At 43.1% G+C, this 16,551-nt stretch carries 16 protein-coding genes and 1 tRNA gene; 8 read left to right on the forward strand and 9 right to left on the reverse strand.

From position 1 onward, the window contains the following. Positions 1-394: 394 nt before the first annotated feature. The 3 genes from B9T10_RS02365 to B9T10_RS02375 all read right to left on the reverse strand — a co-directional run bounded on the left by B9T10_RS02365 (position 395) and on the right by B9T10_RS02375 (position 2,258). Positions 395-1,585 carry a tyrosine-type recombinase/integrase gene (locus B9T10_RS02365; protein WP_094537706.1) on the reverse strand — a complete coding sequence of 397 codons (1,191 nt, stop codon included), beginning with the start codon at positions 1,583-1,585 and terminating at the stop codon, positions 395-397. Positions 1,586-1,760: 175 nt separating this feature from the next. Next, positions 1,761-1,837, reverse strand: a tRNA-Arg gene (locus B9T10_RS02370). A gap of 64 nt (positions 1,838-1,901) precedes the next feature. Then, positions 1,902-2,258 (reverse strand): hypothetical protein, encoded by a 357-nt coding sequence (locus tag B9T10_RS02375; protein ID WP_008314744.1) that lies wholly within the window; start codon positions 2,256-2,258, stop codon positions 1,902-1,904. 202 nt (positions 2,259-2,460) lie between these two features. Here B9T10_RS02375 and B9T10_RS02380 point away from each other — a divergent pair, with 202 nt between their 5' ends. Continuing rightward, positions 2,461-3,159, forward strand: a complete 699-nt coding sequence (locus B9T10_RS02380; protein ID WP_246782021.1) for a YoaK family protein — start codon at positions 2,461-2,463, stop codon at positions 3,157-3,159. 38 nt (positions 3,160-3,197) lie between these two features. On the opposite strand, the gene B9T10_RS02385 is transcribed toward B9T10_RS02380, so the two are convergent. Beyond that, the gene (locus B9T10_RS02385) at positions 3,198-4,493 is read right to left on the reverse strand and encodes a dicarboxylate/amino acid:cation symporter (RefSeq protein WP_094488534.1); all 1,296 of its coding nucleotides are present in this window, start codon (positions 4,491-4,493) and stop codon (positions 3,198-3,200) included. A 251-nt stretch (positions 4,494-4,744) separates the two neighbouring features. Between B9T10_RS02385 and msrB the strand changes: the two genes are divergently transcribed. Next, positions 4,745-5,170, forward strand: coding sequence for a peptide-methionine (R)-S-oxide reductase MsrB (gene msrB / locus B9T10_RS02390; RefSeq protein WP_063454957.1), 426 nt, complete (start codon positions 4,745-4,747; stop codon positions 5,168-5,170). Here msrB and B9T10_RS02395 read toward each other — a convergent pair. From B9T10_RS02395 to B9T10_RS02405, 3 genes are read right to left on the reverse strand one after another with little or no spacing between them, the layout of a single operon-like run. Next, positions 5,160-5,852 carry a hypothetical protein gene (locus B9T10_RS02395; protein WP_094537708.1) on the reverse strand — a complete coding sequence of 231 codons (693 nt, stop codon included), beginning with the start codon at positions 5,850-5,852 and terminating at the stop codon, positions 5,160-5,162. The genes msrB and B9T10_RS02395 overlap by 11 nt on opposite strands. Before the next feature lies 1 nt (position 5,853). Next, the gene (locus tag B9T10_RS02400) at positions 5,854-7,116 is read right to left on the reverse strand and encodes a 3-deoxy-D-manno-octulosonic acid transferase (RefSeq protein ID WP_094537709.1); all 1,263 of its coding nucleotides are present in this window, start codon (positions 7,114-7,116) and stop codon (positions 5,854-5,856) included. A 16-nt stretch (positions 7,117-7,132) separates the two neighbouring features. Beyond that, positions 7,133-7,897, reverse strand: coding sequence for an outer membrane protein assembly factor BamD (locus tag B9T10_RS02405; protein ID WP_008314756.1), 765 nt, complete (start codon positions 7,895-7,897; stop codon positions 7,133-7,135). A gap of 62 nt (positions 7,898-7,959) precedes the next feature. Here B9T10_RS02405 and rluD point away from each other — a divergent pair, with 62 nt between their 5' ends. Continuing rightward, on the forward strand, positions 7,960-8,931 hold the full coding sequence (rluD, locus tag B9T10_RS02410) for a 23S rRNA pseudouridine(1911/1915/1917) synthase RluD (protein WP_081600412.1): 972 nt from the start codon (positions 7,960-7,962) through the stop codon (positions 8,929-8,931). Positions 8,932-8,935: 4 nt separating this feature from the next. Beyond that, positions 8,936-9,703 (forward strand): peptidoglycan editing factor PgeF, encoded by a 768-nt coding sequence (pgeF, locus tag B9T10_RS02415; protein WP_008314760.1) that lies wholly within the window; start codon positions 8,936-8,938, stop codon positions 9,701-9,703. On the opposite strand, the gene B9T10_RS02420 is transcribed toward pgeF, so the two are convergent. Continuing rightward, the gene (locus B9T10_RS02420; RefSeq protein ID WP_094537710.1) at positions 9,700-10,560 is read right to left on the reverse strand and encodes a YwqG family protein; all 861 of its coding nucleotides are present in this window, start codon (positions 10,558-10,560) and stop codon (positions 9,700-9,702) included. The two genes, pgeF and B9T10_RS02420, sit on opposite strands and share 4 nt — an antisense overlap. 154 nt (positions 10,561-10,714) lie before the next feature. Between B9T10_RS02420 and miaB the strand changes: the two genes are divergently transcribed. The 4 genes from miaB to B9T10_RS02440 all read left to right on the forward strand — a co-directional run bounded on the left by miaB (position 10,715) and on the right by B9T10_RS02440 (position 15,230). Further along, the gene (gene miaB / locus B9T10_RS02425) at positions 10,715-12,064 is read left to right on the forward strand and encodes a tRNA (N6-isopentenyl adenosine(37)-C2)-methylthiotransferase MiaB (RefSeq protein ID WP_051027984.1); all 1,350 of its coding nucleotides are present in this window, start codon (positions 10,715-10,717) and stop codon (positions 12,062-12,064) included. A 20-nt stretch (positions 12,065-12,084) separates the two neighbouring features. Further along, complete coding sequence (locus B9T10_RS02430) at positions 12,085-13,575, forward strand: leucyl aminopeptidase (RefSeq protein ID WP_008314766.1); 1,491 nt, start codon at positions 12,085-12,087, stop codon at positions 13,573-13,575. Positions 13,576-13,688: 113 nt separating this feature from the next. Next, complete coding sequence (gene gap, locus B9T10_RS02435; protein WP_008314768.1) at positions 13,689-14,684, forward strand: type I glyceraldehyde-3-phosphate dehydrogenase; 996 nt, start codon at positions 13,689-13,691, stop codon at positions 14,682-14,684. A gap of 126 nt (positions 14,685-14,810) precedes the next feature. Beyond that, positions 14,811-15,230, forward strand: coding sequence for a universal stress protein (locus B9T10_RS02440; RefSeq protein WP_008314770.1), 420 nt, complete (start codon positions 14,811-14,813; stop codon positions 15,228-15,230). 51 nt (positions 15,231-15,281) lie between these two features. Here B9T10_RS02440 and B9T10_RS02445 read toward each other — a convergent pair whose 3' ends face one another. Beyond that, positions 15,282-16,205, reverse strand: a complete 924-nt coding sequence (locus tag B9T10_RS02445; RefSeq protein ID WP_008314771.1) for a sigma-70 family RNA polymerase sigma factor — start codon at positions 16,203-16,205, stop codon at positions 15,282-15,284. Between the last annotated feature and the right edge of the window lie 346 nt (positions 16,206-16,551).

Here is a 16,551-nt window from a genome sequence, read left to right on the forward strand (position 1 = left end):
ACATTTTGGAATCTCTCAAAATCTAGTGATTGCAATGCATTTGGAAGATTTATAAAAAAATGTTACTGAAATTACTACTTTTAAAACATACCCACAAGTTTTAAAAACTCTCTATTTAAGGGCGGAAAATTTAAAGAAAAAAGTAATATAAATATTCGAAATAAATCAGAATCCCAATTTGGTTGCTTATCATTGATGTAATCAAGCGCAATCCTTTGGTAATACTGCACAGCATTACCCTCTTCTACGCGCCTACGCCATAATTTTGGCCGTAAAAAAATGCCTTTTTTGCATAAAGCCCGCCGTGGTGAGGTGCGGATTTTTCGGGGGCATTTCTTAAAATAAGAAACTAAACCTCATCCCGCACCAACTTTAAGTAGTAATCATTGTTTAATTATATAAGCTTGAATTTTTTCAGGGCTTTCATATTATTTTTTTCTGTATCACACATGTCTATGAAGTCACTCCACCAAATCAAAGCTTCTTTTCTGTGTTCTAAGTACTGTGCACGATTATAAGCAGCGCGTACAGCATCACTATCTTTGTGCGATAAACACATTTCAACCACATCTCTATCAAATAAACATGTGCCATTTAATACTGTGGAAGCCAATGCCCTAAAACCATGTACTGTACTATCAATACCACAGCGATTAATTGCTGTATTTGGTGTGTCTTTATGAATATGTGTACTTAAATGATTATTTTGAAAAATATATTGAGATGATTTGAATTTCTTCATATCTTCGAGAATTTCCAATGATTGTTCAGTTAAATGAACAATATGAGCCCTTCTGCTTTTCATTCTCTCAGCGGGTATTGTCCAAACATCACCATCAATTTCATCCCATGTAGCATATACAGCCTCGCTAATTCTGCACATAGTTCTTAATGTAAACTCGGTGCATTTTCGAACAATTAATGAACTTCTATCAGATGCAAAAAAGTCATTTAACATATATATTTTTGATGGATCTAGCGCCCTATGATTCTGTTTTTCACGTATGGTAAAAGCTGATGCAGTGACTGACGTAACAGGATTCATATCACATAATCCTCGTGCAATGGCGTAATCAAAGGTTAATTTAAGTGCTGATTTTGTTTTCTCTAATGTTTCTCCAGCACCACGCTTATCGATTGGTGCCAATGCTGCAACAATATCTTTAGGCCTAATTTTTGTGATATCTAAATTTTCAATTGTAGGAAAACAATCTTTTTTGACAGATGATAAGGCCCGATTTGCTGTTGATTCAACAACAAGCAATTTCCATTTATCAAACCACTCATAAAAAACCTGACCAAATGTCATGATATCTTTTTTAGAGATACTTTGATGATTCTCCAGATTCCCTTTAAGTTCATCACGTTTTTTTCTCGCAGCGGCTAAAGGAATGTGTTGCGCATCACCAATTGTGTAAGTTTTACGTTTTTTATTGAGATCATAATAATCTAACCGCCAAACTTTCTTACCTGTTGGATAAATTGTCAGTATTAACCCGCCACCATCATAAAGCTTGTAAGCTCTAGGCTTAGGCTGGGCTTCTTTAACTTGTTTGGAAGTAAGTGGAAGTATAATTTTCGCCATTTTGGAAGTAAAACCTTACAAATTTGGAAGTAGATACTCCAATCTTACTTCCATTTACTTCTATTTTAAACTAAATTTTTATATTCTTGGCTATTCTAGAAACTAAAAAAGCATAGTAGAACCCTGATTCTATCTATGCTTTACTATTATTGATTATTCTCTTTTATTATGAAAATGGCGCGCCCGAGAGGGATCGAACCTCTGACCTTCAGTTTCGGAAACTGACACTCTATCCAACTGAGCTACGAGCGCAAAGCGTGGCTATTGTAGCGAAGTTTCTGCCATTTTCATAGATGTATTAATGGGCATCAGAAAATTAGCGCTTCTTGCGTACCTCAATTTGTGCGCCATCATCAATGTGAATGTTTGGAATCTGTTTATACAATTGTAGTTGACCTGTGATGCACACATTTTTACCATGGAGTGCCCGCAAAGCATATACGCCACCTGCCGCATCGACATCGCGCTGCCACACGACGCCATAAAAACTTTGGTTCGGATAAGCGGCATCAAAGTTGATGAACACTGCCTTATTCGTCACCGTCACTTGCTTGACGTCACCACACACCGTTTGCGTTGCATGCATGTATTGATGCGCCTCGCGTGCCGTAATGTCCGCATAGGCAGCACTTAAAATCACCACCAATGCTGCGCCATACCCTAAAATCTTCATGCCATCCTCCTCAATGTTGGCTCATTCATCATTTTTTGCTTAGCATATCACAAGAAAAAAGCAGCTGCGCAGTCGATATTATATTGCTATATAGCGTATGGATCACCATTAAAATCGATGATTTAATCATTTATATCAATTGATTAATTAAAAATGAAATGATACGTTGAGCAACATGATTATTTACGGCAAAGGCATGATTATGACAACGAATCAACACCCCTTTCCTGTTATGGAAAATCCTGGCATCGCCTGCTTTTTAGCGATCATCGCGGGGATGATGAATGGTTTTACCTATGATCAAGCGGGCGTCTTTGGTACGGTGCAATCAGGCAATGTGATCATGATTGGCCACTCATTGGCTACAGGCAATTGGGCACATTTAAAAATTGCGGCGCTCACCGTCTTGGCATTTGGCTTAGGATCAATGACCACGGTATTTATCCAATATCTAGATTCTGTTCGTAAAAAACTCAATTGGACCTTTGCCATTCTCCTGTTAGAAGCTGCAATCCTTTGCCTATTGGCCACCGGCATCCTGACGCCTTATTTGAGCTTGATTGGCATTTGCATCATCATTTCCTTCATTGCAGGTATGCAAGGCAATGGCTTTCATAAAATGAAAGGCATGCTATATGGCAACATTGCCGTCACCATGGTGGCACAACTGGCCTTTAATCATTTGATGCGATTTTTGTGTGGCACAAAGGGTGCCTTTAAAACGGCACTGCTATTTTTCGCAGTGTTGATCAGCTTTGCCCTTGGCGGATTCTGTGGCACATTATTAACGCACCATTTCCATGAGCATTCGCTCTTTGTACCGGCGGCGCTCCTTGTTTTACTGGCCATTTATCTCTATTTTAGCCCACGTAAAAAAGGCATCGCGATTGATCCCACATAAAAAAGCTCCGCAGTGCGGAGCCGTTCATTCACAAATGATTATACAGATTTAGGCGGAATAATCGCATCTTCAGAGCTTGCCACTAAGGTTGCAGCAGTCATTGAGCTGCTGACATTTGCACAAGTGCGCGCCATGTCCACAAACGCATCAATCCCTGCAAAAATCCCCACCACTTCCACAGGTAAACCCATCGTTAAAAAGAGGGCTGTGGCAATCAAAATACCGCCGCCCGGCACGCCTGCTGTCCCTAGTGACACAAGCGGCGTCAACGCAATGATGATGATCACTTGCGTCATCGTCACATCGCCCGTTGTGGCATTTAAGGCGAAGATTGCGAGCAATACCGGCCAAACGCCTGCACAGCCTGCCATGCCAACACTTGTACCGAGCGACCCCACAAAGCCTGCAATGTTGTCAGAAACACCCACGCGCTTAGTTAAGCAATCAATGTACAATGGTAATGTGCCCGCGCTGCTTCTTGAGCTGAATGCCATGATTTGTGCCGGTAAAATCGCTTTAAAATATTTGATGGGATTTAATTTTGCAACGAGGGCGATCAAAATACCGCCCGTGATGAAAATATGGAAAAAGCAGGCGATGAATGTCAGTGCAATCACCGTTAATAAGGGTTTTAAGACTGATGCATCGCTTGTGGCCAATGTATTGGCCATCAATGGCACAATCGCATACGGCAACAATTTAATGAGCACTTTAACGATTTGATAAATCACGATGTACGCCGCGTCAATGAACTCAATGAATGCCGTCACATTGCGCCCACGCGTGCGCACAGCCACCAATGCAATGCCCACCATAATGGCAAACAATACCACCGGAATCACTTGCCCGGCGGCCATGGATTTAAACAGATTATTCGAAAATAGATCAGTGATCACTTGTGTGATCGGTGGCACCGCTTTTTGCACATAATCTTCTGCGCCTGTCAATGTGCTGCCCTTGCCTAAATCAATCGACAATGCCAATACTGCGGCCACAATCGCCGCTAAAATCACCTGAAACAGCAACCAAAAGAAGCTTTTTGAACCAATCGATTGCAATGCCTGCACGGACTCCATTTTATTAATCGAACGAATCAAAGAGACAAGCAATAACGGAATCACCATCATGGAGATGGTTTTCACATAAATGGTGCCAAAAACGGCAAAGTAAGCTGTATCGCCAGGGAAAATTACGCCAAGCACGCCACCGATGATGAGTGCCACCATCGAAACCACGCCAAAATTTGTGCGCTTAGATAATACATATATGGCAGCAAAGCTCAATAAGCCAACCGCGAGCATAACAAAGCTCATGAGCTGCGTATGGTGAGTCATTTTTACATCCTTTTCTAAAATTTAAACAACAAGAAATGGAGTGCAAAAGACCCACGCGCAATCAGCCCGTACCACCTTTGGCACTCCGACATATCCCTAAACTAGGGATTAAATGGGGGCATCAAATGGAGAGGGGTCGAGTCAATCGCATGATAAATTCTGAAAAAATTAAGGCGCGTATCCTAACACCGAACGCCATGGGAAATCAAAATTTGTTATGCTCATTCTTTACCCGCAAAAGGAGATGAATGATGAATCAAGATGATTTAAAAAAACGTTTAACGGATCTGCAATACCATGTGACACAAGAAAATGGCACAGAGCGCCCTTTTACGAGTCATTATAATGATTTTGATCAGGCAGGCATTTATGTGGACATCATCAGTGGTGAGCCGCTCTTCTGCTCCTTAGATAAATTTGATGCCGGCTGCGGTTGGCCGTCCTTCAGCCGCCCAATTGAAACCCTCAAAGAGGTGCGTGACTTAAGCCATGGCATGATCCGCACGGAGGTCAGAAGTGCACAATCAGATGCCCACCTTGGGCATGTTTTTACGGATGGTCCAACTGACATGGGCGGCTTACGTTACTGCATCAATGGTGCAGCGCTGCGCTTTGTGCCTTTAGAAACCATGGCAGAAGAAGGTTATGGCGATTATTTGCCACTGTTTAAAGCTTAAGCTGCTTTTTCACCTCTTCCACCAACACTGATTGATCCTGCTTACTGAAAAAGCTCAGCAATTTACCCTGACCATTCATCAAGAAAAAGGGCTTACTGCCAAAGCTGAACATGCTGAGGTTGCGAGGTTTAAAGCGAAAACGCTCCACAAAATGCGGATGCGTGACGCGGGTCGGATCAATCAGCATTAAATTTTCATATTGTGTCATGGCAGGATAGGTGTGTATCTCTCCCATCAACACAATCTGTAATTGATCATCCCAAACCGATTGCAGATGATTGATGCTTTTACTGAGCTGCTCTGAATCTGCGCTTAAATCATGCAGATCCATAAAAAGTGTAGGTTTACCCAGTAAATCAGTGATGGCACAGAACTTTTGCCCCATGCGCCACTCAATGTACGGCACAGAATCATGCACCACAAGCCCTTGCTGTCCTTCAAAAACGGAGTTGGCTTCGGTGGTTAAATAATCAATGAGTTGATTAAGGCGATCACTCAACGCCTCTTTAGAGAGATTACGATACATCTGATAGGCACTTTGCATGAGCCAACTGTCCGGATCAGAGATCCGCACAAACAGCGGCACATGGTTCACAATCTTCTCAAGGGCTGCTCGCTCAAAATAAAGCTTAGTCAAAGGTGGCAGATAAAATTGATTCAATTGTCGCAAGCGCTCTTTCATCTCATCTCTCCTCAAGTGCCCCCTTTAGGGCGTCGATCACATAGGGCAAAGCATGCTGATTTTGTTGCACACAAGCTTCGGCAGCGTTTTTCATGCGCCGACGCACCGCGCGCTCTTCAATGAGTTTGGCCATCTGATCATCTAACGTTTCATGGGTGAGGATCTCAATGGCATCGTGCGCTTGAAAAAGGGTCACCATCTCCATAATGTTATCCACATAAGGCCCCGTGGTGATCACCTTTTTAAGGCATGCGGGCTCTAAAATATTGTGTCCGCCAATCGGGACAAAACTGCCGCCCACCGTCACAATGTCAGAGACACCATAAAGATACAACAGCTCCCCTATCGTATCAAATAACCACACATCATGATGGTTGAACTCAAAATCTTCAAACGCCGTTTCACTGCGCGCTTGGCATAAAAAGCCATAATCTTTAATCAGATTACGCACCGCCTTAAAGCGCTCAGGATGCCTTGGCGCTATGGCCAATTTAAGGTGCGGATGCTGCTCTTTTAACGTTTTAAAATGCTCTAAAATGAGTTTTTCTTCCCCATCATGGCTGCTCGCTAAACACCATAACAGATAATTATGCTTGCCCTTCGTCAGCTGCGTCACTTGATAAGTGAAATCTTCTGGCAAAATGGTGAAGTATTTTAAATTGCCCATCACCGTCACTTTCTCAGCGCCAATGGCTAAAAAGCGGGCTTGATCCTCTTTTGTTTGCGCCATCACATGAATGGGCGCTAAAAGTTTGGCAATGGTTTTGGGCATCTTTTGATACCCCTTTTGCGAGTGATCCGACAAACAGGCACTGATGATGAACGTTTCAATCCCCAATTTGGCGCATTGACTGAGAAGATTAGGCCAAATCTCCGTCTCCATGATCATCAAAGCTTTTGGGCGCACTTTTTTTAAAAAGCGGCGCACAAAAAAGCCAATGTCATGAGGCAAAAAGGTGACAGAGACTTGATCCCCGAAGCTCTTTTCAATCTGCGCACGGCCGGTTAATGTGGTTGTGGTGATCAAAATAGAACACGATGGCGAGGTTTTCAATAACTCGCACACCAATGGCGTCATTGCGCGCACTTCCCCTAAGGAAACCGCATGCAAAATCACATCATGAGGTTGAACAGCGTTTGAAAAACCGAGGCGCTCAATGCAATAACGCCCCGCTTTGCCTGATTTTTTATCTTTCAAATACCGAAATAATAAAACCCATGGCAGGATCACCCACCATAGGATTCTATACACTAAAAATAACATGTCCGATCAATGGCGCTTATAGAGATTTTAAACCTGCGTAATTTGGGTAGTTCTTTTGCAAAATGCGCAAGCGATCATTGGCCATATTCTCTAAACCAAGGGCTCGGTACGCTTTGACTTGAATGAGCAATGCTTCTTGTACAGCCGGTGAGCCATCGTAATTATCAATCACATATTGCGCACGGTTCGCGGCACCGACATACGCTTTACGCTGCATGTAGAAATTGGCAATGTGGATTTCTGATTGCGCTAAAGTATTGCGAAGATAAATGACGCGTTTTGCGGCATCTTCTGCATACACACTGTTTGGATATTTATCTAAAATCACCAAAAATGCTTCCATCGAATCTGTGAGCTGCTTTTGGTCCACTTTTGTATGATCAGGCGGCAAGAATTTATCGATGATGGAACGGGCTTTATCAAAGTTCACTAAACCTTTCATGTACCATGCGTAATCCACATGTGGATGATTTGGGTAGAGTTTAATGAAGTTATCGGCCTCTTGTAGCGCCTCTTTATGGTCACGATTGAGATAGTATGCGTAAATTTTATTCAACTTCGCCTGTTCTGCATAATTCCCTTGGGGGAAGCGCGCTTCGATCACATCAAAACGTTCAATGGACTCTTTATAACTACCACCATCTAAACTTGATCGACCTTCCTGTAAAAGATCACTGCCTGACATCATACGATAACGATCTTCTTTTTTGGTACTTGAGCATCCAACAATCAACAACATTGTTGATAAAAGTACGCTACAATGCAAAACAGTTTTATTCATATTCAAATCCATGTGATTTAGTGTTTTAACAGAAATTTTAACCAGCTATTATACTCAAATTTATGCAATCGACAGAAACTTTTTCATTGACTATCCCTATGTCTGCCGCTGGCAACCGTTTAGATGTTGTTCTAAGTGAATTGTTACCGAATTATTCCCGCAGTAAAATCCAAGACGCCATCAAAAATGGTCAAACTTTGTTAGATGGTAAACCACCTAAAATCAAAGATAAAGTCTATGGCGGTGAAGCGGTCTCCATCACATTGATTTTAGAGCAAGATTATTTAAACGATGCGAAAGCCGAAGACATCCCTTTAAACATTGTCTATGAAGATGACCACATCATGGTGATCAATAAGCCTGCGGGCTTAGTGGTACACCCTGCGGCGGGCAACCCTGATGGCACTTTATTAAATGCCCTGCTCTTTCACAACGAAAACGCGCATTTATTGCCGCGTGCAGGCATTGTGCACCGTCTAGATAAAGACACCACCGGCTTAATGGTGGTCTCTAAAAATCTAGATGCTTATTACCATTTAGTCGAGCAATTGAGTGATCACTCAATGGGTAGAACCTATCATGCGATTGCTACTGGCGAACTCATTTCTGGGCAAACCATTGATGTGCCCATTGGCCGCCACAAGGTGGATCGCAAAAAGATGAGCGCGCAAGCCATTGGCAAGCCCGCCATCACCCATTATCGCATCTTAGATCATTACCGTGGTCACACATTGGTAGAGTGTAAACTTGAAACTGGGCGCACCCATCAAATCCGTGTGCACATGAACTTCATTCATCATCCGCTCTTTGGGGATTCTACTTATGGCTGGCGCTTAAAATTGCCACCTAAAATGGTGCCCGAACTGGCAGAAGAGTTGCGTCAATTCAAGCGCCAAGCCTTACATGCGAAAAAGCTCGAATTAACACATCCCCATACGGGTAAACGCATGTTGTTTGAATGCGATTATCCTGCTGACTTGGCAAAAATCATGCACGTTTTTGAAGAAGATTATCAACGTAACGAGGATTATTAGAGTCATGACCATCAAAACCATCAATGGATTACCTGTGATCGAACCGAACTGGTCTGTGCCAGCTCATATTAAAGCTTACTCAACCACACGTTTGGGCGGTTTTAGCAGTGCGCCCATTGATGGTTTAAACTTAGCGCTCAGCGTTGAGGATGATCGAGATGATGTGATCAAAAACAGAGCGCGCCTGATGGAGGCGCTCAATCTGCCTGAACCCCCACGATGGATCTCTCAAACCCACAGCACCATTGTTCATGATGCCAGTGCGTTAGAGGCCATTTGTGAGGGCGATGCCCTTTTTACCACCAAACCGAATCAAGTGTGTGCCATTTTAACGGCAGACTGCTTGCCCATCATTTTAACCAATGAAGCGGGTACCTTTGTCTCTGCCATTCATGCAGGCTGGCGCGGTTTACTCAATGGCATCATTGAAAACACCTTATCGGCCTGCCATCACATGGATGACACAATGATTGCCTGGTTAGCGCCCGCCATTTCCCAAAAAGCGTTTGAAGTGGGTCCTGAAGTGCGCGAAGCCTTTATGGCACACAATCCTCATTATGGTGATTTTTTCATCGACAGCGAGCGTGCGAATCACTTTTATGCTGATCTTTACAGCATTGCCCGAGAAAAGCTGAAAGCCTTTGGCGTCAAAGCCCACAACATTTTTGGCGGCGATTACTGCACACACAGCTCACCGGATCTATTTTTCTCATATCGTAGAGATGGTAAGACCTCAGGTCGCCAAGCCACCTTGATCTGGATGGCATCCTAGCCGCACGCCCAATCATAGAGCACGTGATTAAAATCACGTTGCTCTAATGCTTCCATCGTCATAAAAAATTGAATGGAGCCACAGTCGCCAATCAATACATCCCCAATGCTGTCAATTTGCAGCAATAAAAATTGTTGATTCTGCGCGCGCTCACGCGGATCAAATTGCGTAAAATTCGCATATCCACCCACAGCATGACCGTAATTGGTTGCATCAACAGCATCATAAATGGCCATCATGACGGACTCTTCCTCATCTTCATCCTCTAATGATTCAGTGTATGCCTCAAGCGCTGTTTTAAAGGCCTCAATCTCAGGATTACCAAATGATTCAGATTCTAACTCATACAGGGTCTCTTTGATGCTGGCCGTCAAACCCACCGCTTGATCAATGCTAAGCGCACCATAATCATCTGCATTGTCATCTTGAATGTGTGAGCGCAAAGCTTCAAACGGTACTTGTGTCAAGGCAGATTCTGGCAGAATCTCTGTAAAATAGTGCACTGCGCTGCCATTGCCCCGACCGGTTTTCTCTAAGTCTAACCCCATTAAGTCATCGGTGATGTCATAAAAAAAGCTGAGCATGCCAGACTTTGGTAAATGTTTTAAGGCGGCATCTTGCTCGCATGCACTTAAAAGCTCAGCATCTTTAAAGATGTCAGATAAATTCAGTTGCGCGAGTAAAGCTAAAGGCACGCCATCATCATTCGTCGGATACAGTGCATCTTTAGGAAAATAAGGTACGCCGCCAATTTTGGAAGCATATAAATCATGATGCACCTGTGCCGCTGTGGGTGTCAGTGCAATGGCACGGCGCGCCGTGTGTGACAATAATGTGGCCAATTCCTTAGGGATCATGGATAAACCTCCAATGAATAAAAGCTTAGTATGGCATTTTTTGCACAAAAATAAACCGTGCCATCTGTGCCCGCCATTTCTTTCAGAATTTTTTCTCAAAACCGTGTAAAATCGCCTCTGTTTTTAACTATCCTTAGTTTATCTATCTAATTTTATGACAACTGAATTACCATCTACTTCTAAAACTTTTTACATCCAAACGCAAGGCTGCCAAATGAATGAGTATGACTCAGACAAAATGGCGGACAGCTTAAAGGCGTTTTGTCAGCTTGAAAAAACCACTGATGTGGAAAAAGCGGACGTGATCATTTTAAACACCTGCTCCATTCGTGAAAAAGCGCAAGAGAAAGTATTCTCTGAATTAGGTCGCTGGCGCGAACTGAAAGCTGCGAACCCAAACATTGTGATTTGTGTGGGCGGCTGCGTGGCGAGCCAAGAAGGTGAATTGATCCGTAAACGTGCGCCTTATGTTGACATTGTGTTTGGCCCACAAACATTGCACCGCTTGCCAAAAATGCTCCTCGATGTCTGGAAAGGCAATGGCGCCCAAGTGGACGTTTCTTTCCCTGAGATTGAGAAATTTGATCACTTGCCAGAACCACGCGCCGAAGGTCCTTCAGCGTTTGTGTCCATCATGGAAGGCTGTAATAAATATTGCTCATTCTGCATCGTGCCTTATACACGCGGCGAAGAGATTTCTCGCCCGATGATGGATGTGATCGGCGAAATCGCCATTTTAGCGGAACAAGGCGTGAAAGAGATCAATCTACTGGGTCAAAATGTGAACGACTATCAAGGCGAAATGCCCGATGGCTCCATCTGTGACTTAGCGTTATTGATCGAATACGTGGCAAAAGTCGATGGCATTGACCGCATTCGCTTTACCACATCCCACCCGATTGCCTTCTCTGATCGTTTGATTGAAGTGTATGGCCGCGTGCCTGAATTGGTGTCTCATTTACATTTACCGATTCAATCGGGCTCTGATAAGATTTTGATGGCCATGAAACGTAACCATACGGCGCTTGAGTACAAGTCTAAAATCCGTAAGTTACAAAAAGTGCGCCCAGACATCTCTTTATCCACTGACATCATTGTGGGCTTCCCGGGTGAAACGGCTGAAGATTTTGAAAAAACCATGGATTTGGTCAAAGAGTTGAACTATGACATGTCCTTTAGCTTCATCTATTCACCGCGCCCAGGCACACCTGCCGCCTCTTTACCGGACAATGTGTCCATGGAAGAGAAAAAAGAGCGCTTAGCCCGTCTTCAAGCCCAAATCACTTCACAAGTGAATGCCATTTCAGAAGGCATGGTGGGCACAAAGCAACGCATTTTAGTGAGCCGCCCTTCTCGACACGATCCTGAAGTTTTAGCTGGCCGCACTGAAAACAACCGCGTTGTGAACTTCATTGGACCAAAAGAGTTGATTGGCCAGTTCTGTGATGTCATCATTACAGAAGCATTGCCAAACTCATTGCGTGGCCGTTTAGTTCTAGAATAATCAAAAAAAGGAAGGAATTTATGAAAACTCAACCCGTCTCTTACCAATTGATCAGCGAAGACATCGCTGCGTTAGAAACCGATGTATTGGTGGTGAACTGCTATGAAGATGAGCTCTCACCCGATGCTAAAGCACTCGATGCAGCCATGGATGGCTTATTGCAATCTTTATTAGATTCAGGCGAAATCACTGGGAAAGCGGGTTCAGTTTTCCCAATCTTTCAACCGAAAAACATCAAAGCCCGTTATTTATTGGTGGTGGGCTTTGGTGCGCGTGAAAAAGCCTCTGTGGTGACGTTGAGTAAAGCTGTGGATGCTGCCACTCAATGGGTGAAAAAAATGCCCGCCGAAACCATCACATTCTCCATTTTGAGCAACTGTGGTAAAAAAGCGTACACCATTCCAAAAATCATCGAAACGGTTGCGCACACCACCTATACTTTTAATCAATACAAAAGCAAAAAAGATGAGCAAAATGCACAAGTGTATGCCATTAATGTTGCTGCGTTAACTGAAGAGATCCAAGCAGCCTTTGATTATGGTTTAGCCCTCAAAAAAGGCGTATTGCTCACAAAAGATCTCGGCAATACACCAGCAAATCACTTAACGCCCACTGATTTATCTGACATTGCGGACAATCTTGCGCGCGAATATGATGATTTACATTGCAAAATCCTCAATGACAGCGACATCAAACGCTTAGGCATGGGTGCAATTGTGGCGGTGTCTCAAGGCAGCGCAGAAGCACCTAACTTCATCGTTTTAGAATATCATGGTGCACAAAGCCGTGAAGAAGCCCCAATTGTATTAGTGGGCAAAGGCGTGACCTTTGATTCAGGCGGCATTTCCTTAAAACCAGGCGCTGGCATGGATGAAATGAAGTATGACATGTGTGGTGCGGCAAGCGTACTTGGCACCATGAAAGCAGTAGCTGAATTGGCCTTACCTTTAAACATTGTGGCGTTGATTCCAGCAGTTGAAAACATGCCTTCAGGCACTGCGATTAAACCTGGCGATGTGGTGACATCCATGTCCGGCCAAACCATCGAAATTTTAAACACCGATGCTGAAGGCCGCCTCATTTTATGTGATGCCTTAACGTATGCAGAGCAATATGAACCCAAAGCAGTGATCGACGTGGCCACATTAACAGGTGCCATCATCATTGCCCTTGGTCATGAACCCACAGGTTTATTTGCCAACAATCAAGATTTAGCCGATGCATTGATGGCATCGGGTGAAGCGACCCGTGATCGCGTGTGGCAATTGCCAATGTGGGATGAGTATCAAAGTCAATTAGACAGTCCATTTGCAGACATTGCCAACATTGGCGGCGGCCGCGCAGGTGGCTCAATCACTGCGGCATGCTTCTTATCACGCTTTACCGAAAAATATGCGTGGGCCCATTTAGACATTGCGGGCACTGCGTGGACATCAGGTGCGAATAAAGGTGCAACGGGTCGCCCTGTTGGTCTTTTACTCGATTATCTGAAAAAGCAATCTTTGGCATAAGATAGACGTAGATCAAGCGAAAAGATATACATTAAATTAAAATTATGTAACTATAGATGACTATAGTTACTCCGTTTGTTTTTATTACCCATTAGATAATCAAGGAGAAAATAATGGCTATTCGTGTTGGCATTAATGGTTTTGGACGTATTGGTCGCTTTGTGATGCGCTTAGCACTCGAGCGTAATGACATCGAAATTGTTGGTATCAATGACTTAATTGACGTTGATTACATGGCTTACATGTTGAAATATGACTCAACACACGGTCGTTTCAAAGGCACAGTGGATGTTAAAGATGGTCAATTGATCGTTAATGGTAAAGCCATTCGTGTGACTTCTGAGAAAGATCCTGCAAACCTCAAATGGGGTGACATCAACGTTGACGTTGTTGTGGAAGGTACAGGCATCTTCTTAACCGATGAAAAAGCACGTAAACACATCGAAGCTGGCGCGAAAAAAGTTGTTTTAACGGGTCCTTCTAAAGATGATACGCCAATGTTTGTGATGGGTGTGAACCACGAAACTTATGCTGGCCAAGACATCGTTTCTAACGCATCTTGCACCACAAACTGCTTAGCACCTGTGGCGAAAGTATTGAATGACAACTGGGGCATCACTGAAGGCTTAATGACCACAGTACATGCAACAACTGCCACACAAAAAACAGTGGATGCACCTTCTTCTAAAGATTGGCGCGGTGGCCGCGGTGCTGCACAAAACATCATCCCTTCTTCAACCGGTGCAGCTAAAGCTGTCGGTAAAGTCATTCCCGAATTGAATGGTAAATTAACTGGCATGTCTTTCCGCGTACCTACGCCAGACGTTTCTGTGGTTGACTTAACGGTGAACTTAGCAAAACCTGCCACATACGCTGAAATCTGTGAAAAAATGAAAGCAGAATCAGAAGGTGCATTAAAAGGCATTTTAGGTTACACAGAAGATGCGGTGGTTTCTACCGACTTCTTAGGTGAAACTTGCACATCTGTCTTTGATGCAAAAGCAGGGATTGCATTGACTGACAAATTCGTAAAAATCGTTGCTTGGTACGATAACGAAATTGGTTACTCTGCAAAAGTATTAGACCTCGTTGCTCACATCTCTAAATAAGTTTAAGAGACGACGCGGATCAAAAAAAGCCTTGATATAATTGTTTATCAAGGCTTTTTCTACAATAATAAGTTATACTCAATCCATAATTAAATGATCATTCGTAACGACATAAGGAGTCACAATATGTATAAAAAAATCTTATTGGCCATTGATGGTTCTGAAAACTCTCTTCGTGCCGCGGCGGAAGCTGCAAAACTTGCAAAAGCAGAAGCGGATTCAGTTGTGGAAATTGTCTACGTTACAGTTCCCCCAAAAACAGCGCGTGAAATCTTATTAGAACCTTCTAAAGAAGAACAAGAAAAAGTACGCAATGCAAAAATTCAACCCGTTGAAAAAATCCTCGATGATGCCGCTGTGCAGCACAAAACGAGCATCATCACAGGCGAAGCTGCGCCAGCGATTGTGCAACACTCTAAAACAGCCGGTGCAGACATCATTGTCATCGGTAGCCGTGGTTTAAATGCTGTGCAAAAATTTGTGCTTGGCGGCGTCAGTAATGATGTGGTACAAAAAGCCACTGTGCCCGTTTTATTGGTTAAATAATTAAAATCATCAGACTCAAAAAAAGCCCATCAATGATGGGCTTTTTTATCATTAATCCACTAAATATTCGCGGATCTCTTTGAGTGCTTTCATCTGAATGCGGCGCACTTTCTCACTCGTTGTGCCTAAAAGCTCACCCACTTCTGCATAGGTTTTGGGCACATCATCATCTAAGCCAAAACGCTCAATGATCACACGGCGTGACATCTCATCTAAATGGGTTAAACCTGTTTCTAATGCGGACATCAAACAATCTTCCTCCATCATTCCTAGGGCATCGTCTGAGCGATGATCACTTGAGAGCATGTCTAATAAAGAGCCCTGCTCATCATTCACTTCCATATCTAATGAAAGAATCATCTCATTTTCAATCAGAAGATCTTCCACCTCTTTGACACTCTTTTGTGCCACTTGTGCAATCTCTGCATAAGTGGGCTCACGATTGAGGGTTTTCCCTAAATCGCGTTGAATCTTTAAAATGCGATTAATCGCTTTGTGTAAATGAATCGGCAAACGCACCGCGCGCCCCGTATTCATAATGTCACGCTCAATGGCATGACGAATCCACCACACTGCATAGGTAGAAAAGCGGTAATTCATCTCAGGGTCAAACTTCTCCACCGCCTGCATCAATCCCATGTTGCCTTCAGCAATGAGATCGCTCAATGGAATGTCACGATTGGCATAGCGTTTTGCAATTGCGATCACAAGGCGCAGATTGCTTTCGATCATCTCTTGACGCGCCGCTTGATCCCCAGCTTTAATGCGATGGGCCAATGCTTTTTCTTCATCAGCCGTTAATAATGTACGACTTGAGAGATCACTGAAATACATGCTTAAGGAATCAGAAATATCAATATTACTGTGTTTATCATGATTTGTGACAATATTTGTAAACTCATCTTTATCGCGGATGAGGTCAGAACCTTCTACGGATTCTTGATCCCACTCACCGAGTAAACCTTCCTTATTCATTGACAACCCTTATTGATTGATATTTCTTTACTAAAATAGTTTGTGTAACTCATTAATTTGTCTGTATGATTTGACGCCGACAATCATATAGACAATGGCATGATTGATAAAATAAAAAACCCTTATCATCATCTTTTAAAAAGATTATAATGAAACGTTCTATCTGTATGCCTTCATTACCAATGCGATCAATTATATATTTTTGTTAGGAAATATCAACAAAATAAATGATTTTGACTGTTTTACTGACAGCTCCAATGGGTAAAATTCACTATTTATCAATGAGATTGATAAAAATTATCACCGCCATTGTTAAATTAAGTAAATTTAGTCCTATATGAGAAAT

This window comes from Wohlfahrtiimonas chitiniclastica, assembly GCF_002252325.1.
In the GTDB taxonomy this organism is placed as follows: domain Bacteria; phylum Pseudomonadota; class Gammaproteobacteria; order Cardiobacteriales; family Wohlfahrtiimonadaceae; genus Wohlfahrtiimonas; species Wohlfahrtiimonas chitiniclastica.